The organism is Vibrio sp. SBT000027 (assembly GCF_963894355.1).
Taxonomy (GTDB): Bacteria; Pseudomonadota; Gammaproteobacteria; order Enterobacterales; family Vibrionaceae; genus Vibrio; species Vibrio splendidus.
In genome coordinates this window covers 1,755,921-1,776,103 of record NZ_CAWQGD010000004.1, presented here as the reverse complement: position 1 = coordinate 1,776,103, position 20,183 = coordinate 1,755,921, and the positions used below count along the sequence as shown (strand labels likewise).

General features: G+C 43.9%; 19 protein-coding genes. 8 read left to right on the top strand and 11 right to left on the bottom strand.

The window, feature by feature from the left end; translation table 11 throughout:
- Positions 1-113: 113 nt before the first annotated feature.
- Complete coding sequence (locus AACU28_RS17740) at positions 114-686, bottom strand: YceI family protein (RefSeq protein ID WP_102566476.1); 573 nt, start codon at positions 684-686, stop codon at positions 114-116.
- Positions 687-977: 291 nt separating this feature from the next.
- On the opposite strand from AACU28_RS17740, the gene AACU28_RS17735 reads away from it, so the two are divergent.
- Positions 978-1,694 carry a DUF1826 domain-containing protein gene (locus AACU28_RS17735; protein ID WP_121603354.1) on the top strand — a complete coding sequence of 239 codons (717 nt, stop codon included), beginning with the start codon at positions 978-980 and terminating at the stop codon, positions 1,692-1,694.
- A 51-nt stretch (positions 1,695-1,745) separates the two neighbouring features.
- Here the strand turns inward: AACU28_RS17735 and AACU28_RS17730 are convergent, their stop codons facing one another.
- Both AACU28_RS17730 and AACU28_RS17725 read right to left on the bottom strand, forming a co-directional pair.
- Positions 1,746-2,105, bottom strand: a complete 360-nt coding sequence (locus AACU28_RS17730; RefSeq protein ID WP_121603353.1) for a VOC family protein — start codon at positions 2,103-2,105, stop codon at positions 1,746-1,748.
- 115 nt (positions 2,106-2,220) lie between these two features.
- A complete protein-coding gene (locus AACU28_RS17725; protein ID WP_121603352.1) occupies positions 2,221-2,922 on the bottom strand; it encodes a helix-turn-helix transcriptional regulator in 702 nt (233 codons plus the stop codon).
- 335 nt (positions 2,923-3,257) lie between these two features.
- Between AACU28_RS17725 and AACU28_RS17720 the strand changes: the two genes are divergently transcribed.
- Complete coding sequence (locus AACU28_RS17720) at positions 3,258-5,144, top strand: methyl-accepting chemotaxis protein (RefSeq protein WP_121603351.1); 1,887 nt, start codon at positions 3,258-3,260, stop codon at positions 5,142-5,144.
- Positions 5,145-5,247: 103 nt separating this feature from the next.
- Here AACU28_RS17720 and AACU28_RS17715 read toward each other — a convergent pair whose 3' ends face one another.
- From AACU28_RS17715 to AACU28_RS17705, 3 genes are all read right to left on the bottom strand, one after another.
- Positions 5,248-5,652 carry an ACT domain-containing protein gene (locus tag AACU28_RS17715; protein ID WP_121603350.1) on the bottom strand — a complete coding sequence of 135 codons (405 nt, stop codon included), beginning with the start codon at positions 5,650-5,652 and terminating at the stop codon, positions 5,248-5,250.
- A gap of 557 nt (positions 5,653-6,209) precedes the next feature.
- Positions 6,210-6,566: a DUF5329 family protein gene (locus AACU28_RS17710; RefSeq protein WP_017092525.1), complete on the bottom strand. Its 357-nt coding sequence runs from the start codon at positions 6,564-6,566 to the stop codon at positions 6,210-6,212.
- 44 nt (positions 6,567-6,610) lie between these two features.
- The gene (locus AACU28_RS17705; protein ID WP_017095235.1) at positions 6,611-7,186 is read right to left on the bottom strand and encodes a TetR family transcriptional regulator; all 576 of its coding nucleotides are present in this window, start codon (positions 7,184-7,186) and stop codon (positions 6,611-6,613) included.
- Positions 7,187-7,464: 278 nt separating this feature from the next.
- On the opposite strand from AACU28_RS17705, the gene AACU28_RS17700 reads away from it, so the two are divergent.
- From AACU28_RS17700 to AACU28_RS17680, 5 genes are all read left to right on the top strand, one after another.
- A complete protein-coding gene (locus AACU28_RS17700) occupies positions 7,465-8,391 on the top strand; it encodes an SDR family NAD(P)-dependent oxidoreductase (protein WP_121603349.1) in 927 nt (308 codons plus the stop codon).
- 37 nt (positions 8,392-8,428) lie between these two features.
- A complete protein-coding gene (locus tag AACU28_RS17695; RefSeq protein ID WP_121603348.1) occupies positions 8,429-9,616 on the top strand; it encodes an alpha/beta hydrolase in 1,188 nt (395 codons plus the stop codon).
- Positions 9,617-9,640: 24 nt separating this feature from the next.
- Positions 9,641-10,216 (top strand): hypothetical protein, encoded by a 576-nt coding sequence (locus tag AACU28_RS17690; RefSeq protein ID WP_017095232.1) that lies wholly within the window; start codon positions 9,641-9,643, stop codon positions 10,214-10,216.
- Positions 10,217-10,485: 269 nt separating this feature from the next.
- On the top strand, positions 10,486-11,301 hold the full coding sequence (locus AACU28_RS17685; RefSeq protein ID WP_121603347.1) for a TauD/TfdA dioxygenase family protein: 816 nt from the start codon (positions 10,486-10,488) through the stop codon (positions 11,299-11,301).
- A 254-nt stretch (positions 11,302-11,555) separates the two neighbouring features.
- On the top strand, positions 11,556-13,604 hold the full coding sequence (locus tag AACU28_RS17680) for an ATP-binding response regulator (protein WP_121603346.1): 2,049 nt from the start codon (positions 11,556-11,558) through the stop codon (positions 13,602-13,604).
- 203 nt (positions 13,605-13,807) lie between these two features.
- On the opposite strand, the gene cqsA is transcribed toward AACU28_RS17680, so the two are convergent.
- Both cqsA and AACU28_RS17670 read right to left on the bottom strand, forming a co-directional pair.
- Entirely contained in the window at positions 13,808-14,989 is a 1,182-nt protein-coding gene (gene cqsA, locus AACU28_RS17675) for an alpha-hydroxyketone-type quorum-sensing autoinducer synthase (protein ID WP_121603345.1), read from the bottom strand.
- 327 nt (positions 14,990-15,316) lie between these two features.
- Entirely contained in the window at positions 15,317-16,699 is a 1,383-nt protein-coding gene (locus AACU28_RS17670) for an aminotransferase-like domain-containing protein (protein WP_121603344.1), read from the bottom strand.
- A 103-nt stretch (positions 16,700-16,802) separates the two neighbouring features.
- Here AACU28_RS17670 and AACU28_RS17665 point away from each other — a divergent pair, with 103 nt between their 5' ends.
- Positions 16,803-17,699 carry an EamA family transporter gene (locus tag AACU28_RS17665; RefSeq protein WP_029224532.1) on the top strand — a complete coding sequence of 299 codons (897 nt, stop codon included), beginning with the start codon at positions 16,803-16,805 and terminating at the stop codon, positions 17,697-17,699.
- A gap of 205 nt (positions 17,700-17,904) precedes the next feature.
- Here AACU28_RS17665 and AACU28_RS17660 read toward each other — a convergent pair whose 3' ends face one another.
- The 3 genes from AACU28_RS17660 to AACU28_RS17650 form a co-directional block, all read right to left on the bottom strand.
- Positions 17,905-18,909 carry a CobW family GTP-binding protein gene (locus AACU28_RS17660; RefSeq protein ID WP_121603343.1) on the bottom strand — a complete coding sequence of 335 codons (1,005 nt, stop codon included), beginning with the start codon at positions 18,907-18,909 and terminating at the stop codon, positions 17,905-17,907.
- A complete protein-coding gene (locus AACU28_RS17655; RefSeq protein WP_121603342.1) occupies positions 18,899-19,459 on the bottom strand; it encodes a carbonate dehydratase in 561 nt (186 codons plus the stop codon). Before AACU28_RS17655 ends, AACU28_RS17660 begins: the two co-directional genes overlap by 11 nt.
- A 62-nt stretch (positions 19,460-19,521) precedes the next feature.
- Positions 19,522-19,977 (bottom strand): Fur family transcriptional regulator, encoded by a 456-nt coding sequence (locus AACU28_RS17650; RefSeq protein ID WP_121603341.1) that lies wholly within the window; start codon positions 19,975-19,977, stop codon positions 19,522-19,524.
- Between the last annotated feature and the right edge of the window lie 206 nt (positions 19,978-20,183).

Genomic DNA, 20,183 nt, shown 5'->3' with positions numbered 1-20,183 from the left:
ATTTGTTTATCTAGATCTGTGTACTGACTTGCCGGCTCTAACTCACATTCACCCACCTTAAACGATAGATGAATGTGAATTAAGAAAGATCTAACTGGGTAGGTGAGAACCCATTATTTATCGAAGAGCAGATTGAAGCTTAAAGGGATTTTGTCGGAAATCGCTAACCCACCAACGGTAGCTGATAGCTTGTTCAAGTTGTCTGTCGATATTCCAAAATCAGCGCCATTGACGATGATTGTCGAGGCTGAACTAACCATCACTAACTCTTCTGATGGAACGATTAAAACGGGAAAATCAATCGTTTTTGTTACGCCGTGCAAGGTAACCTCCGCTGCAATGGTTGTTCTTTTTGGGTCACCAGACAACATTGACGGTTCAACTTTTCCAGAGATCTTCACTTCAGGGAAAGTCATCGATTCAAAGTAAAGCTCATTGAGTCGCTGGTCGCGAATAGCCACGCCAGTACTCACACTTTTCAAATCCAACAATATGGCAAATTGACCCGCTTCGGTAAGACCTCCAGATAAAGGCTTGATGGATGCGGGCTCAACAACAAACTGCTTCTTGATGGTTGCGAACGTGATATTCGATAAATTGGGGTCTAACGTGTAGCCCGTTTCCGCGAAAGATTGAGCGGAGATAACGGTGCATAGGAGGCCGAGTGTAGAGGTTAGTTTTTTCATAAGTTGTCACCAGATTGATGAATTCACAAGTTTAACGTTCTCGAGTCGTGCATTTTTGGAGTCTTTATTTGAACTAAAGATAAATTAGAAAAAGATAGATAGAAGCTTAGTTCAGCATTCATCAAATTACCTGACGAAGGTAGAGCATCGCCATATTATTGGAATCATGATCGGCAAAGTTACTTGTGCAAATTTAGTTATGTTATAACATAACTAAAAGTCACTATTACTGTGAACGACGTTTGCAGTATTAAAAGAGAAACGATAAGCATGCATCAAGGAGATGACGTAATGAATGCCGTGTTAACCAAGCCTTTGATAACGAATAGCAATCAGCCACTTAACATTAGTTCCGTTGTGAGTATCAAGGATCAGGCGAATCATAAGCCAGGACTTAGCGCTTCTGAGCAGCCAACGGTATTAGCGGATATCTACCAAAGTGATATTAATATAGTGGTATGGCAGCGACAGTTTAATGAAGATTTAACTATGGCAATTAGTGAATTCATCGCCTCGAATCCTAGCTTCAGTAAGTCTGTTAGCGTGTCACCTGAAAATGCTCTCGATAAATTGGAATTTGCCACCGATGGAACCGCTTCTAAAGCGTTATTAGAAAACATGGCAGAGCTGGTGGATATGTTCTGTTGTTTGTTCGATCTTGAAGAAGTAGGGCTCCGTTTGGCGGTTCTGAATAAAGCGATGTGTCCTCGTTTTCATTTTGACCAAGTTCCTTGCCGCTTGGTGACCACTTATCATGGTGTTGCGACTCAATGGCTGCCAAACGAATCGGTCGACCGTTCTAAGCTTGGCCGTGGAAGTAATGGACAGCCTGATTCAGCGTCAGGCTTATACAATCATGAGTCAGATATCCAACAACTTTCGAGCGGTGATGTGGCGTTACTAAAAGGGGAGCGCTGGAGTGGCAACGAAAATGCAGGCCTTGTGCATCGTTCACCAGTCACTTCATCTGACGAAACACGATTGCTGTTAACGTTGGACTTTGGCTAGTTTCTTTTATGAGGTGAGTAAGCGAATGGTGTATCGCTTGCTCCTTTTTATTTATGCGAAGATTCGAATGCGGTGTCCGTCTGGATCAACAGCAAGGAAGTTGATGCCGTAAACGGACTCTTCTGGCGCTTGCTCAAACTGGATACCTTTTTCTTTCCATGCTTTATAGAGGTTTTCCAGTGTCACTTTGTCAGCAAGAGGCATAGAAAGCTCAGTACCGCCACCCTTGATGTTACTTGCTGGTGTTAGTACGTCAGCCTGCTTGAGTGTGATTTTAACGTTGTCTGCAAAGTCTAGAACAGCAAAGGTCGGTGATAGAAGCTTTGGCTCGCAATCAAAGGCTTTTGCATAAAAGCCCATGCTGCGATGAATGTCAGTGACATAAAGAACAAATGAATCGATGGTAAACATAGTAGCTCCTGAACTGTTCAATTGGGTTTGCCGTGTTGGTTTCAGTTAACTCGGTTTTTGTGTTGAGCCCGGTTTGGGACCACAGCAATGTATCGAACCCCTGTGACAGTTTTTGTCAGTAGCGAATCACTTTATCTGCAATGCCTTCCATGTTCTGCCAATCTTTGATCAAGTCGTGGCGCGCATGCTGGTACTTTTGCTCAAGTATTTTCCATTCGGTAATTCTGTCGAGCCTGAAATTACGATACGCACTTCGCGTTTCACACCAAACGACCAAGGCATATTGTTGTTCGAATAAGCCAATCAACATTGGCCAAACGATTCTAGAGCTAATCTTAGCTTTGGCGTCTGTGTAATGAATCTCAGCTTTGTTCTGTTGCTTAATTGCGAACTTGATGTCCGACAGGTCAATGGTTAACTCTGCGACTTCAATGATTGAAGCAACACGCACGATATCTTCACTGCGTTTGGCCTGGTGGTCAGCAGGTAACACAGCAGAAATCTTGGCAATGGCATTTCTAGCTGACTCACTGAATTCCCCATTGGCTTGCTTCGCTACCCATTCAGCGCCAAGCCGTAACGCTTCCAATTCTTCCGTTGAAAACATCATCGGAGGGAGAGTGAAGGTGGGTTTCAACTGATAGCCAACTCCTGCTTCACCATCAATTTCAGCACCTTGTGCTTGCAGTGTCACGATATCGCGATAAATAGTGCGAGTACTTACATTGAGTTCTATCGCCAAGTAGTCGGCGGTAACTGGGTATTTATGGCAGCGTAATAGTTGGAGTAGGTCAAAGAGACGTTGGCTTCGGGACATAGAAAAACTCAGACGACAGAATGAACGATTAGATTAATGGATCAAAACTCGTAACGCTATTTAGGTTGTGAGAAATGGCGTGATCTGTGCCTTTACCAGTCCTAAAGTTTGACGCCTACCGTTGAACTTATTCTCGTTTCTAATTTGAAATTTAGAGTTCACCATTCTCTAAATCAATGGGTTACGATGCGTGCTCTTACTCACACATATGAATAATTCAACCGGTTAGCTGGTTTCTTAATTTATTTTAAAGCGTAAAATATATCCCGCTTGCAAACCGCTTTGGCAACCAATTTGTTCGCCACGGTTTTTTACTTCTAAATTATAGGTTTCCTATGTTCAAGAAACTCTCGCTTAAAAATAAACTGGCGATTTCAGCCAGTATGGCCATTATCCTGGGGGGGATTTTGGTCGAGGCATTGTCTTTTCGTGCTTCACTGCAAAGGTTGGATATTGAAGTTGAACAGCGCTTAGAGGGCGCATCAGCTTCGTACAATCAATATGTATCGGATTGGATCTTATCCAAAGAGCGTGCGCTTACTTCTCTTTCGAAAGAATCCAAACAAGAAAGCTTGGTGACTCATCTAAAACAGGTTCGTGACTCAGCCTCTTTTGATAATGTCTTCTTGGCATTTCCTGATGGGTCGCAAAAGAACGCGAACGGAGTAGTACTGCCGCCGGGTAATGATGATCCCCGTTTATGGGGTTGGTACACCAATGCGGTTGCGAACCCAAGCAAGGTGTTCATGGATAACCCAACGGTTGCTGCAGCAACTGGGGCGAACGTTGTTTCATTAGGAACAGCAATGCAACTGCATGGGCAACAGGTTGTGTTGGGTGCTGATGTAGAAATTACAGACATCTTAAACAGTCTAGAGCAGGTGATTCTTCCAGGTGAAGGTTACATGTTCATCGCGACCAACAAAGGCACGGTTTATACGCACCCTGACACTAAGTTACTGAACAAGAATATAAGTTCACTTGGGTTAAATTTCTCCGATGTACAAAATGCTCTGACTAGCGGTAAAGACACTTCTATCGAGCTGAATGGCAGCGACTATGTTCTGTACGCACGTGCTATTGACGGAACGAGTCTGATTACAGTGAGTGTTGTTAATCATGACTCTCTGGTTGCACCGTTATTTGATGCAGTGATTGGTCAAGTTTTAGTGACACTGCTGGTCGTCATTGTATGTACCATACTGTTTAACCTTTTGTGTACTATTCTATTCCGTCCGTTGAACCACGTATCTCAAGCATTGGCGCAAATCGCGAATGGTAGCGGTGATTTGACTCAACGCATTCATGTAGAAAACCAAGATGAAGTGGGTGAGTTGGCTCATAACTTCAATACCTTTGTTGGAAGCTTACAGCAGTTGATTGGCCATATCCGTGGGCAGTCAGAACAGCTAAATAGCCAGTCAGAGCAAAGCACTCAACGTGCGAACCGTTCTGTGGATGAGCTTAACCATCAACAACAAGAAATCACAATGGTGGCAACGGCTGTAACGGAAATGGCCTGTGCAACTCAAGAGATTGCATCGCATGCTGAGCAAACAGCAAAAGCGGCACAAGACTCAGCGACAAGCACTAACAGTGGTCACGCTCTGGTAGTCGACACTAAAGGTTCTATCAATAACCTAGCCAATGAAGTCAACGAAGCGGGTAACGTGATCAGCGAACTTAACAAGCACGCTCAAGAGATCTCGACAGTACTCGCCACGATTCAAGGTATTGCTGAGCAAACCAACTTGCTTGCTTTGAATGCGGCGATTGAAGCGGCTCGTGCTGGTGAACAAGGTCGTGGCTTTGCTGTGGTAGCGGATGAAGTACGTGTGCTTTCACAGCGTACCCACTCTTCAACAGAAGAGATCAAATCAACAATTGATATCCTGCAGCGCACAACGGCGCAAGCGGTTGAGTTGATGGAGAGCAGTTCTAAACTGGCGATACATTCAGTAGAAGATGCAGACAGAGCTTCGCATGCGCTTGAAGAGATCAACACGGCGGTTGCTTTGATCAGCGATATGGCGACTCAAATCGCGACGGCTGCTGAAGAGCAAACACATGTGACGGGTGAAATTACCCAGAACGTGACGACCATTAAAGATGTTACCGACCACCTAGTTGTGGGCGCACAGGACAGCTTAACTGAGTCGAACGAACTTAAGAGCCAAGCCGCGGGTTTAAGTGACAAAGTGGCGACTTTTAAGCTTGCTTAACTGTTTCATTCGCTGATGCCTGATCAGTGAATGAACAGTAAGCAATAAGCCAAAGCGACGTAGATTACGTCGCTTTTTTTGTGCCTGTGAACAATAGAATTCTTTACTCATCCGCTTCTGAAAATTCTTTCAGCGCACTCATTGCAGCATCTGCTTTGTCTTTCTGAACGAAGATATGGTCGTGATAATAGCCTGCAATGACGTTAGCACTAATGCCGTAAGAACCAAGCTTGGTGGCAAAGGCCGCTGTTAATCCAACCGCTTCAAGACTGGAATGTACCGATAAAGTGATCAGGCCAAATACACCGTCGAAGTCTAGCTGAGCTTTGGTCGCAACTTCTTCTTTCAGAACCAGTGTTAAACCTTCTTTCTCACGAAAGGTCGCTATTGGGTCGAGTTGAACATAATCTGCCAATCCCCCGTCTACAGTACAAAAAACATAATCACCTTCAATGAGCTCTGGTGACATGGACTTTAACAAAATGTCTAAATCGGTAATGGCAGTCATCGTCTTTTTCCCTGTGTAATCGCGTTTGTTTATGGTGTTGGATAATGCAGCCAAGATAGAATTTAGCTCTGCATAAGTAAAATTAATAATACTTATTCCACATCAGTATCGTTAATGTTGAGCTTGTTTGCATCTTGCAGGTATTGAAAAGGCACTGGTAAGTACAAGCAATCCAACGTCTGTTGATATCTGTGATTACATGAAGAAAGCATACCCACAACTCAAGGCAACAGAAGGGCGATCTAGAACTGGGTGCTAAAGTGCTAAGTGGTGAGATGGAGTGGCACTAAGTTCATTATCTCGGTTGTGTCTCAGAAAAGCTTGAAGATTGTGTGCTAGATTTAAGTTGATACACAACTGGAGATATCGATGATCTGGCTTTCAGTGAAAGTACTACAGATTGGACTTGTCTATGGATACAGGAAGTATCAAAAAACGAAAAGAGCGCCTATTTAGGGGCTCTTTTTTTGTTTGTGTACTTGTTGTTTAGTCTTTAGCAGGGCAGTAAGTCAACAGCGCTGAATGTTAGAGAATTAGAAAGTGAGAAAGCTAAAAAGTTAGCGAGACCGAAAATCATCAAGTTCGGATTTTAGCCAAACTTCACTGCTAACCGATGCTTTACCTTCACAGTGAACTCGGTAATGACGCCCACTCAACATACTTTTTGTTGCTGAATACGCGATAAAATCTTCAGCAGACTCAATATCGTCGGCGTAATAATCGGCTTTCTTTTTTATATGTGCAGCCGCTTCTGGTCCGTTGTGAATTGTGCCATTTCGTTCGTATTTGCATTGCGTTGATTCAACAAAGGTAAGCAGATGGTCAATCTCTTGTTGAGGAGAGGCGAATGCATGATTCAGCGATAGCAATTGGCTGACCATCAACCCACATAGAAACCGTGTACGCTTCACCATCATCCTCTCCCATCTAATCGGCTATTACAGAGAACGATTAGGAATCAGTGTTTATAAATAGCTTTCTCTAACAAAGAAAAAAGCTGTGTAAATTCTTGTTCAATGGTGTCGCTCTTCCATTCTGATGAATGAAGTGGGTGGTGGTAACGCACGGTACCGAAAAAGAAGCAGCGCGCAGTAATAGCACAATCCTCAATCTCAAAGGCACCTTCTGTAACGCCATCATTCAAAATCGACTCAACTTGCTGCAACAGATGGTTGATGTGTTTTGATTTTACGTGCTCTGGTGTTTGTTGTGCCAATGATGAATACGACTCAAACAACTCAGGCTCGCCAATAAAAATGCTTCTCTTAATGGCCGTTAATGCCTCAAACCACTCTCGAAGTCTTATTGATGCGCTTTCAGATCTAAGTGTGATCTCAGTTAATGGCGCAGTCACACGCTCCAACCATCTTAATGTTATCGCCTCATGCAATTCCGCTTTAGTTGCAAAGTGTCGGTAAACAGTGCCGTGACTCACATCAAGGGCACGAGCTACGTCAACAACAGTCGTTTTTCTAGGGCCGAACTTACGTAAAACGATTTCCGATGCATCTAATATCTTTTCTTTAGTAAGCATTTCTAATTACCAATAAATTGTGTCTAAACCCTTATTTAAGGCTTTGAAAGTAAGAACTTTCGATAACGACAGTATTAGCTTGATGCTATCGATTACCGTCTACTCAGTCAAACGAGGTCATCGTTTAATGCAAAGGTTATTGCCGTTATACATAAGTTCTTGCCGTTAGACATAAGAGTTAATGTGTTCTTGTATCAAATTGGCGCGTTGACAATGTAACAAATGACATTTATTGTAAATTGTCATTTGTTACTATCTAATCCATTAGGAGCATCACTATGCCATTAAGTTTGATTGCCAGCCCTCCCCCGAAGGGCAGGCATCGCCGAGTGATATCGGCCATTATTGGACAGAAAAGAAAACATCATGCTTGCCCTGAGTTACCAAGGCTTGATGGGAAAAGGGTACTTGTAACGGGCGGAACCGCTGGCATTGGCGAGTTCATTACTCGTTCCTTACTTGCTCAAGGTGCGAGGGTGACATCGTTAGCGAGAGGCTTATCGGATGCGACGGATGACATTCTTCATGCCGAGTCAATCTATATGGATCTTGCGGATCCCAAGAGTATTGTCACTGCTGTAAAACAACTAGGGGAGACGCCATTCGACATTGTCATTTGTAACGCGGGGCTGGTGTCTAAAAAGGCTGAAATATCGCCTTCTGGTTATGAAAAAACATTTTCAGTCAATGTGTTAGGTCATCACATTCTTTATCGACTTCTTATGCAGAAAAACATGTTGGTTGACGATGCTCGTCTGGTTATGACTAGTGGCGATATTTACATTATGGAAAATGAGTGTGCGGCTGATATTCCTTTTGATGGCACATCCAGTACTTATTCACGCAGCAAGCTGGGGAATTTATGGCAAGTGCGGGAGTTATCAAAGCGTTACCCAAATATCCACCCAATTGCGGTTCATCCCGGTGTGGTTGCCAGTGGCTTTGCTGGAAGTAAAAAAGGGTTTCTCGCATGGCTTCGTACTAAACAACTGGTGTCGGAAGAGCAAGGTTCCCATTCCTCTCTGATTGCTGCAACGCAAGATCTTCCAAGAGGAAGTTATTGGCACAATGTATTTGGTTTGGTTGATTTACCTGAGAGTGAACCTGGTTGTGATGCGTCTGGTTCTAGGAAGCTGTGGGACCAACTTGAATCGATTACCGCACCTTACCTGCAAGCGTGTGACATTAAGTTATCTGGAAAATAGAAATGAAGTTTCGTTATACATTAAGGTTAATATTTTTATGAAATATAAGTTCAATGCTCTTGTGATCATAGGTTGTGCTTTATTGCTGATTGGATGTATTAGCAGCGAGCAGGAATATGATCATCCGCTCTATGACACCTCCGCAAGTGCATTTCCAGTGCAACAGTTTGATTCGTTTTCCGAATATCAACAAACCATTCAAGCTTGGCTCGAAGTGAATCGAGTGTTTTTGCAAGGCGATCACGCAGCGGAGCTTTCTTATAATACCCCTTTTGAAATCTTGCCAAACCAAGCAAATTCGGTGAAAAAAGGCATTATTTTTGTGCATGGCTTAGGTGACTCTCCATGGTCTTTTGTCGATGTTGCTAAAGAGTTCGCTGATGACGGTTACTTAGTACGTAGTGTGTTGCTTCCGGGACATGGCAGTCGCCCGGCCGATTTAGTGCCGATAAGTATATCTGATTGGGAAAATACGGTTAAAAATCAAGTTGAAATTATGCAGAAAGAGGGGCTCGAGGTTTCTTTATCTGGGTTCTCTACTGGCGCGAATTTGGTGACAGATTATGCGAATAGCGACCCAAGCATAGAGGCTCTGTATCTGTTTTCTCCCGCATTTAAATCTGACAGTGACATTGATTTTCTTGCACCTGCTGGCGCTCTATTTGTGGATTGGGTGTTCCAAAACGATCCGCAAAATCACAACAATCAAATGAAATACAACAGCGTGCCTTTGAATGGCTTTGCGCAGTATTACTGGAGTAGTTACGAGGTTCAAAAATCCCTAGAAAGGAAACCTTTCGACAGGCCCGCATTTTTAGCCGTCACCCAAGATGACAGTGTCGTTAATGTTACTGAAGTCCTTCGACTGTTTGAAACACAGTTTACCAATGCAAACAGCCGATTTATTTGGTTTGGAGATAAGCCAGATACTCTAGATAAACGCGTTGTTCATTTCGACAGTCGTGTGCCGTCAAAACGCATCAGTAACTTCTCTCACATGAGCTTGTTGTACAGTGAAGACAATTTTTATTACGGCGCTAATGGTGAATTCCAAATGTGCCATAACAGCACCGATCCTCTTGATTATGAAGCTTGTTTAAATAGTGATGAACCGTGGTATTCCGCTTGGGGATATAAGGAAGAAGGGAAAGTTCATGCGAGGCTAACCTACAATCCATATTTTGACGAAATGTTGGATTACGCCAAATCTATCACTGCCCTGTAGAGTCGATATTAGAAGGACACTTAAATGTATCAAAAACCATACCCTGTATTACCATTGGGGCTGATATCGTTGCTATCGCTGTTGTTTGCTGGCCCAGCAAGCGCAGATTGGAAGGAAACGGGCTCACACTTAAAGTTGGTTGATCTGTTAGACAGGGAAGACGGCTATTGTATTGATGTTGCTGGAAGTGGTGACTATGTAAGATTCGATTTGCCGTTATTGACGCACAATTGCAAAGAAGGCTTGTACGCTGATGAGGCGGTGACCCATAGAGATGACGGGACATTATTCTTTCCGGCTTTCGAGGCATGCGTAACGGTTATGGGCGTTAATAATAATTCGTTACCTTACAATGCGCTGATGTTAAAACGCTGCCACGTCGACGAACCATTTTTGAAAGCCACTCAGTTCCAAACGTTTGAGTTTACAGAGGATAAACAGGTCCAGTTGGTGGGTTCTAACCTTTGTATTACTGCCGGCGATGTATCTAAAGTGACCTACAGTGCGGCGCACCGATGGAGAAGTTTGTATATGCAGGAGTGCAATGTTGCTGACAAAGCGTTATCTCAATGGCAAATGGTTAAACCAACGACTCGCTAGTCGATATCCTAAGTGAATAGTGAATAGTGAATAGTGAATAGTGAATAGACAAAAACGTAACAAACTCAGAGCCTCAGTATTGACGCTGTTCTTAACAGCTTGAAGACTGAGGCTTTAATGTTTTAGGCGAGACAAGATCATTGATCTTAGTCGGAAAACTGCTTTTTGCTTTTATAGCGAGTAGGATTGAAAGAAATGGCGTATTTGTCCGGTTTACTAGTCAGTATCCAAATTGACTCTGAAATGTCACATCATCAATAAGCGAATTTATGTTGAAAATCGAATCCATTACCCCTCACATCGGCGCTCGTATACACGAATTAGAGCTTTCTACATGCAGTGCTGATGAACTCGATAAGGTTTATCAGGCGCTTCTAACCCATCAAGTCATCTTCCTCGGTGATCAAGTACTCTCACCAGAACAGCATTTGATGATTGCAGATCGTTTTGGACAACTTGAGCCAGCACATCCGTTTTTTCCTCGCGTCGAGCATGTACCTCAGGTGAGCGTGATAGAAACAACGCGTGGCAATGCTCCGATGGAAAGTTATTGGCATACCGACTTAACCTGGCGAAAATTGCCATCGAAAGCGTCGTTGTTGCATGCTCAGCATATTCCAAGCGTAGGTGGGGATACGATTTGGTGTTCGATGACTGCTGTGTTTGATTCGTTAGATGAAGATATGAAAGTAAAGCTGAGAGGCTTATCAGCGACTCATTCGCTGGTGGCTTTTGAAGGTATAGAGTCGGATCAGATTGAGCTTGATTGGCACAAGTCGTTAATCAAAACGGCTCAAGAAAATCCACCAGTGATTCACCCGGTTGTTCACATTCATCCTGAAACGGGTAAAGAGACGCTCTATATCAATGAGCAGTTTACTCGTTATATCAATGAACTCGACCGACAAGAGAGTGATGTTTTGCTTAACCAACTGTTCGCAATTGCACGACGCCCTGAGTTTCAAGTTCGTTTCAAATGGGACAAGGGATCAATAGCGATATGGGATAATCGAGTAACTCAGCACTATGCTGTGATCGATTACGGCGATACCCCAAGAAAGATGCATCGCGTTACAGTGACATAATGGTAAGTAAGAGGGGTAATTGGTGTAAGCGCTGCGGACAAACCTTAGGAACTCAGGTTTAGTGTTTGAATTAGAGTATAAAACTGAGACTTCATTCATCTTAGTCAATAATTAAAACAAAAGCGTTGATACATATTTGATTGAAACCTCACTGCTCGGAGGTGATGTGTAATATAATCGACGCCAAAATATAAGAAAAAAAATCAAACCATAGAATTAGTAAACGTTAGGGCTTAGAGAATAAAGAATTTCGTATGAACGCTATTCGTAAAGTTTATCAGTACGCAGAACCAAACCTTACTCTCGTGGGTTGGATGGGCTTTGTCGGCTTCCCAATTTACTACATAGTGTGGGAGTTCTTGTTTCCTCAACCTTATGAAAACTTAATGCTGCGTCTGTTTTGCTCAGTGTTATTTTTCGGCATTATCTATCGCAATCGTGTCCCATTTGAATGGCGAAAATACCTTCCGGCTTATTATCAAGTTGCTGTAACTATCTGTTTGCCAGGTTTCTTCTTCTACATGCTACTCATGAATAATTGGTCCAACGTTTGGGTTATGTCGTTCATGTCGGCCATTTTCCTCCATATTTTATTAGTGCACGTGACGAGAGTGATGTTTGCACAAACCTTTGCCGGTATTGGGATGGCGACCTTGTGCGCTTGGATTGCACAAGGCTTCTACCTAGAACTCACGATGGATTGGACGCATGTGCCAATCTTTTTGTTTATCTACTTATTTGGCAACTTGTTCTACTTCCGCAATCAGATGGAACACGAGAATAAGGTGTCGTTGGCGAAGTCTTTTGGAGCCGGTATCGCGCACGAGATGCGAAACCCCCTGAGCGGTTTGTTGACCTCTATTGATGTTATGCAGTCCATATTGCCGAACCCTAAAAGTGGTGATCACAAAGGGCAATATGCTTTAAGCAACGAAGAAGTCATACAGTTACGTGAAGTGGGCGATGAAGCGATGGAGATCATTCACTCAGGTAACGAGACGATTGACCTGTTACTGACTTCAATTGATGAAAACCGAGTATCTCGATCTACCTTCAAGAAGCATTCAGCTCAAGCGGTGATTGAGGGTGCGATAGACAGCTTTAACTACAAGCGTTCAGCCGATAAATCAGCAATCTCTTTAGACGTACAGAGTAACTTTGATTTCTTGGGTAGCGACACTTTGTTGAAGTACGTGATGTATAACTTGTTCAAGAACGCATTCCACCATCGCAGCCCTGAAGATTTTCATATTCATGTCACTATGTGTAGTGATGAAGTGGCCAATCAAATAATGGTTACCGATAACGGATCAGGCATCTCAAATGATGTGATTCGACGCATTTTCCAGGACTTTTATACTACTGGCCAATCGGGTAATTACGGCTTAGGTTTGCCATTTTGTCAGAAGGTAATGCGCTCGTTTGGTGGTGAAATTAAATGTCAGTCTGAAGTGGATCAATGGACACAGTTCACGATGACTTTTCCATCTTTGTCTTCCCATTCGGTCAAAGAAATCAAGAATGAACTGACTAAACTTAAGACTGTGTTAATGGTGAGTGACCAGAAAGTTCTCACCAATAAAATGACTGAGGTAGCCCGTTTTATGGGGGTTGAGCTCACGGTGTTGGATGTAGCATCAGCGCTTAAAAATAAGGAATACCAGTTCGAATTCGACTTGATATTCGTTGACATGGAGAGCTTGGATTTAAGAGCAAGTTGCCTCGATAGGATTGAATCTTTACTTTCATTCACTGAAGCTCGAATCATCTACTTGTATGAACATCACCCAATTAAACGTGTCCGAAACGTTGCTTTTGAACCTATTTGGGTGGAAACACAGGTTTGGCTACTGAATACCAGGGCGACCATTGAACGCTTACTTTTCGACTCCAACTATGTGATGCCATCAGTTTCTGTAAAACCGTTAGAGGCTACCAATAAGCGCACGATCATGGTGGTCGATGATAACGAATCTCTGCGCCGATTTACCGCGATGTTATTGGAAAAGCAGGGTTTTGATGTCGTGCAGAAAGAAGATGGGCAACAAGCCTTAGACGCGTTGGACAGCGATGATATTGATTTAATTCTGATGGATATCGAGATGCCAATCATGGATGGTGTTGAAGCTTCTCGTCGAATTCGAAGCGCTAACAAAGCATACTCTTCAGTGCCAATTATTGCTCACACGGGTGATAGTTCTCCTGTGACATTGGAAAAAATGGAATCATCAGGCATGTCAGATTTTATTGTGAAACCGGCAGACAAAAATCGACTGTTCGACAAAATTGCTCACTGGATTTGATTTGTTGCACCGTCCGGTTATCCAGCTGAACTAGATGAACAGATGAACAGATGAACAGATGAACACAAGAAAAGAGCTCAGCAATTCGCTGGGCTCTTTTTGTATCGCGACATGATAGCGTCCATTCAGTCCTGCCGTTTATATTGATTATCGGAAGGGGTCTTATCTTTCAAAGAATCCTGTTGTGTGAATTGCCCTTACAATCACACGAACTCTAATTCCGGATGATTGTACGCTTCATGACAAACGGTGAGCACATGGTCAATATCTCTTGGTGTCATGTCGGCATTGACCGAAAAGCGGATGATGTTTTTGTTCTTGCCCGTCGCGGGGCGGCAGAAAACCGCACCGAATACATCTCGTTCTTCGAGGAAATCACGAACACGTTCGGTGTTTCTTTCACTACCACACTCTAGTGCCACGATTTGAGACTCGCTGCGGATGTTAAAGCCAATCCGTTTGAGGCCGGTAGTGAGCGATTTAGCGCTTTTGAATAAGGCTTCTCGTTTGTCTTCTGCACCTTTTATTACCTCTAATGTTTTCTCTAAACGAACCACCTCTTGTGGTAACACGGTCGAGCTGAAAATAGCTGGATACGCGACAAAAGGTAAGGTTTCTGAAAGCTGCTTTGGCCCAAGGATAGCACCTGCACGATAGGCAAAGGTTTTAGCCAAGCTAACGGTAATGAAGTCGACTTGGTTAGTGAGACCCAACGCGTGAACTAAGCCAGCTCCATTTTCACCATGCGTACCCAGTGAATGCGATTCATCAACGACGACGGCACAATCAAATTCCTGCGCCATTTCGTAGATGTCGCGTAGTGGGGCGATGGTGCCGATTGTGCTGTAAACCGAGTCGACCACAATAACGCCTGAGCCGTGGCGCTCTAGCTGTTTGCGCAGGTGATTCATATTGTTATGCATAAACGGGTGGGCGAGGGCGCTTGCAGCGCGAATGCCTTCCCAAAGCGACATGTGTGCAAAGAAGTCAATGTACACCGGTGTGCTCGGTGGGCAGATGGTTTGCAATAGCCCAATATTAGCAGCCCAGCCAGACTGAGAAAGCAAACAGCTCTCCATTCCGACATAGTTCGCGAGCTCAGTTTCGAACGCAGGTTTAGACTGCTCATCTTGTAAGAAAATTGCAGACATCACTACGTTGTCATCGTGTTCACTGATCGCCGCTTGGTGAGCTTGTTGGATCGGCTTGTTGTGTGACAGGGCTAGGTAATCATTACTCTGCATAACAACAGCGTTGCGTGGTGGACGTTTACCCAAAACCAAATGATTTTGGCTTTGGTTCTGGGTAATTAGGTCTTGAATATAGAAGTTCAAGCGTTCTTCGATAAAGGAAGGTAGTGGTTTGGTTTTTGTTTTATCACTCATAATAGTTCTCTTCAAATACAGGAAAACGCCAGCGCTGACGGCTGTATATTGACGATTAAAAGTGAGGTGTCATTAGCCAAGTTGCATATTTTTGTGCGTGCTTGCAAACTCAGTATTTAAGGGTTTTGAGGCGAGTGATTTTCCTTACGGTTCGGGGCTTTAACCTAGTTCAGATGGGAATAATAGCCTTCTTTTTTATGATAAAAGGCTATTAACATTCGGTGTTCGAATGGCTATGAAAAGGTCGATTATGAAAAGCTATGGTTAGCTATTAATTAGCACGTATTAACTATTAACTAGCACGTATTGCCTATGAATTAGAACGTATTACCTATGAATGTGAATCAGTTCTATTAAGTCGTCCAATTGCTGTTTGGCTTTCCCCTCTAACGAGTAACCAATATTGATGCGTAAGCAATTGCTGTAAAGGTCGAGAGTGCTGAACAGGTGTCCAAGCCTGATATCAATGTTCTGGTCGGCAACTGCCTGAGCAAAGGTTGATTGGTTCAAGTTGGGTATTTGCAGCCAAAGTACCATGCCACCTTGTGGGTTACTTATCTTCACATCTTGAGGAAGATGCTGAGCTAAATAGCTTAGGTATTGCTGGCGTAATGAAAGGATTTGAGCACACCTTCTTCGAACGTGTTTTGCGTATTGACCAGATTCGATAAAGTCAGCAACCGCAAGCTGAGTCGGCAGGGCAACGCCATAGCTTGCTGCAGAAAACTGAGCCTTGTATTCGTTGATAAACCTACCCGGTAAGCACCATCCTAATCGGTAGCTCGGTGACAGGCTTTTCGATACCGATCCACACCATAATACATAGCCGCCTTTGTCATAGTATTTTGCTGGCAGCGGCGTGTGTGAGGAGTAGGACAGTTCCAGATACACATCATCTTCAATGATCGGCACTCGATAGTGATTCGCTAATTCAGCAAGCTTTTGCTTTTGACTAGCCGACATGTTGATCCCTTGAGGGTTCATATGAGAGGTACAAAAGATCGCGGCATCCACTCGTTTATTCTTCAAATGCGCTTCCAGTTGTTGCAAGTCGACACCATCATCTAGAGACGGGATCTCGATGATTTTTCGCGACATTTGTCCGAGCAATTCCAGAATACCGTTGAAACATGGCGAGCTAATAGCGATGGTGTCGCCTTCTTTAGTGCAAGATTCAAGTGCGGCCTTAATCGCAGACATACAGCCAGCCGTAATCACCATCTCTTCAGGTGAAAAGTGCACATCGAGCTTGGCAAAATGAGTGGATAATGCCTGTCGTAAAATCGGCTCACCTTGTGTATCTGGGTAATGGTTTAGCCTGTTGCTCATACGCCTAATAGCGCGACGAAAACTTCGTTCCAGTTCAACGATCGACTGCTCATCATTAGTGGTGCTCGAAACCCCTAAAGGACCATTGATTGGGTTGTGAGTCGATGAGGTTTGCCTAACGCTGGACACTTTACTCTCAAACTGTGCCCACTCTGGGGTTGAGTGAGCAGGTTTATGAGGAGAAACAAAATACCCTGCTTGCGGTCGAGAATGGATCCAACCTTGTGATTCTAATTCTTGGTAGCAGCTCACCACGGTCGACATGCTGATCGCCTGTTGCTTGGCCAATTGACGAAGCGAAGGCATGCGTCCGCCTTCCGGTCTTTTGCCTGTTCCTATTTCATCGATAAATTGATTGGCTAGCTTTCTGTAGATGCTCATTGTCACGACCGTTATTAACTGTACTGGTTTTTATTATGAAAATTGTATCTGTACTGGTTTTATTGTTCAAGGGATACTCATTCAAAACAAAGGAGGGGTGAGTATGAAAAGAAATGATTTGTTGTTAGCGGTATTCGTTATGGCAATTTGGGGGTTCAATTTCTCGATGATCAAAATGGGTGTGACCAACGTTCATCCATTATTGGCCACTGCTGCGCGTTTTTCGCTAGCGGTGATTCCGGTGATATTTTTTGTGGCGAGACCTAATGTCGCTTGGCGCTACTTAGTCAGTTATGGCTTTGTGTTCGGTGTGGGAATTTGGGGTATGGCTTCATGGTCGATTACTGCGGGTTTGTCTTCGGGGCTTTCATCGGTCTTGCTTTCAACCAACGTATTAATCGGCATGGCGGTTGGCGTGTGGGTGTTCAAGGAGAATGCTTCCGTTCGTAAATTAATGGGTGCGATGCTAGCCATGTGTGCGTTAGCGGTGTTGGTTTCCGCAGCAACGGGCAACGTGACACTCAAAGGTGTTATCTTGATTATGATAGCGGCATGCAGTTGGACCTTGATGGGCGTGATTGTTAAGGCATCTAAAACCACTCAGGCTTTTGCATTTAATGTGTGGGGGATGCTGTTTGCTCCGGTGCCATTGGTGTTGTTTGCCGTGATGTTACACGGTGACCAAATTATCTGGCAGGGTATTGAACAATGGGATTGGAACACGACGATTGCGGTGCTGTTTCAGGCTTATCCAACCACGCTATTTGGTTATTGGGTGTGGAATAAGCTGCTAATCCAATACCCGTTAAGCACGACAGCGCCGTTAACCTTGCTAGTGCCAATATTCGCGTTGATAAGTGGTTACTTTATGTATGACGAAGTATTGTCAGTCGCTCAAGTTGTTGCATCTGTACTGTTTCTAATCGGTATCGGTTTGATTGTGAAGCCTGCTAAGGCTTCTAATACTCAAGCTACAACGAAACTCGCAGAACAAAAGTGATTGATAAGCGGGCAGCATTCAATGAAACGGATAGAGTTCAAATGCTTTGAATAACAAATAAGGCCTCGCATTTGCGAGGTCTTACTCTATGTCGAAGAAGTGAAGTTACTTAAAGCATCAATTAACAGCACTCTATTCACTTGCTCTCAATTAACTAGCTCTTAATTAGGAACTCTATTAACTAAGCGATCAGGTAACTAAGCGATCAAGTAACCATACACTTGAGCAATTGGCACTCTAGGTCTTCATCTATTTGGTACCCGATCACTTCAATTCTGGTTTCGGCACACTCATCGAGCTCTGATTCCGTCAAACCATCTTCTGTTAAGTTGTAGCCGAAGATACCACTTGGGGTAATGAATACCGCTTTCATTCGCTCTGCTTTTAATCCAACTAAAAAGTGTCTCAAACGCTGGTGGTCAAACAATTTCTCTGCTGAGAATCGCCAACCAACGCTTTCAAAACCTTCACCTTGGTTGGTCGCTTTGATCATGCCGCTTTCTGGCATCGGTAATTCTGAAGCGAGCGGCTTTTCTTGTTTATGGATGTGGTGGTGATGGTGCGCTTGTTGACTGAAGACACTAGTGTCTCCTTCGAACTCTTCAAAAGGGATTTTTCCATGATGAGCGAAGACCAACTTGGTATTCGGGTGACAAATCTCGGTAACGTATTCAGCCAGTGCTTCGGCGTCGCCATCTTGATATAAGTCGACCTTGTTACCAACCACCGTATCGGCAATAGAGATTTGCTGATTGAAGGTATCGTGATTTGAGTAGCGAAAATCAGAGAGCTTACGCGCATCGACTAAGGTGACGTTCTTCTGTAGTGACAGGACTTTACGGTAGTGCTCAGAAGACAAAACTTGCAGCACTTCTTTAGGGTGCCCAAGCCCTGTTGGTTCGATTAACAAGCGATCTGGTTTGGCTTCGGTAAGCAGTTGATTGAGTGCGATTTGCATCGGTAAACCTGCGGCGCAACACATGCAACCGCCAGGTACTTCACGAATGAACACTTGTTGTGTGGCCTGGTTGCCTTGAATCAAGCTGCCATCAACGCCGATTTCTCCAAACTCATTCACTAACACAGCCCAGCGTTCATTTACTGGCTTGTTCTTCATTAAGTTGAGAATCGCAGAGGTTTTTCCTACTCCCAGGAACCCGGTAATAATGTTGGTAGGAATGCCTAACATAGGTGACTTATCAGAGCTCATTGGCAATTCTCCTATAGCCTTGAACTAGGGTGTGGTTGGCTGAAACTACAGACTCTGAAAATGCAGAGTATTCAGGCGGTACTTTGGAGATGCTATTTAAATCAAACCCTGAGCCTATATTGGTCATTGGTGGCACATGGAAGCTTTCCGGTAAATTGAGCCCATCTACCACACAGTTGTGGCGAATCACGCAACCTTTACCAATCACAGCATTAAATACCACCGAGTTGAAGCCAATAAAGACATCGTCACAGACTTCACAAGGACCATGAATGATGGAGCGGTGAGCGATAGAAGAGCGTTCTCCGATGGTAACCGCTGCTCCTGCTTTAGAGTGAATAACCACGCCATCTTGAATATTGGTGTCGCGCTTAATCACAATCGCTTCCATGTCACCTTTTTCGTTAACCTCGTCGGCACGAATGACGGCGTAGGGGCCGATAAACACGTTATCTTCAATGATGACTTTACCGCAGATGATGGCGGTCGGATCAATGAAGGCGGTTTCGGACACGTTTGGCATATGGCCGCTAGGGTTTCTTCTTAACATATTGAGCTCTTTTATTTTTTCGTAATGCCACTGGGCATACCACCATTGATGGCGCTGGGCATTTATGTATCGACGCATTCATCGCATACGCAGCTGATCTCTAACTGCGGGCTTATTACGGTGAAGCCTTCTTGCTTTGCGTGAGATTGAAGATCGCGAATAATGGAAGGGGCGATGGTTTGCTCGCTGGTTTTGTCGCACTTAGAGCAAATCAAAAATTGCGGGATACCGTGTTCATGATCGCAAAGGATATGGTCGCAAAGTATGTACTTATTGGAGACTTTTAGTTTGTGCGCTAAGTGCTGCTCTTCGAGAAATTCTAATACCCGGTAAACCGACATCGCTTGAACGTGTTGATCAAAGTGTTCCTTACAATATTCAACGAGTTCATACGCAGACAGCGCTCTGTCGGCATGAACCAGTGCACGCAGTATCAACAGTCTCTTAGCGGTAAACTGTTTTCCGTTTGTTTTACAGCCTTGCTTTACGTGCTCGATGATCGCTTCGATGTCTCTCATTCAATCCACAAAGTTAGTGATGATATGGGTATGTTATAACATAACAATTGATTGCGGAAAACAAACTAGTTACGGAAAACAAACTTTTTGCTTTGTCGTTGTTTAGGGGTACTACTCAGGGTGTTCGATATATTCTGGGTTAGGTACGCGGTGGGGAGGCTCACCAAGCAGTAATAGGGAAGGGATTACTGCGAGATAAAAAGCGT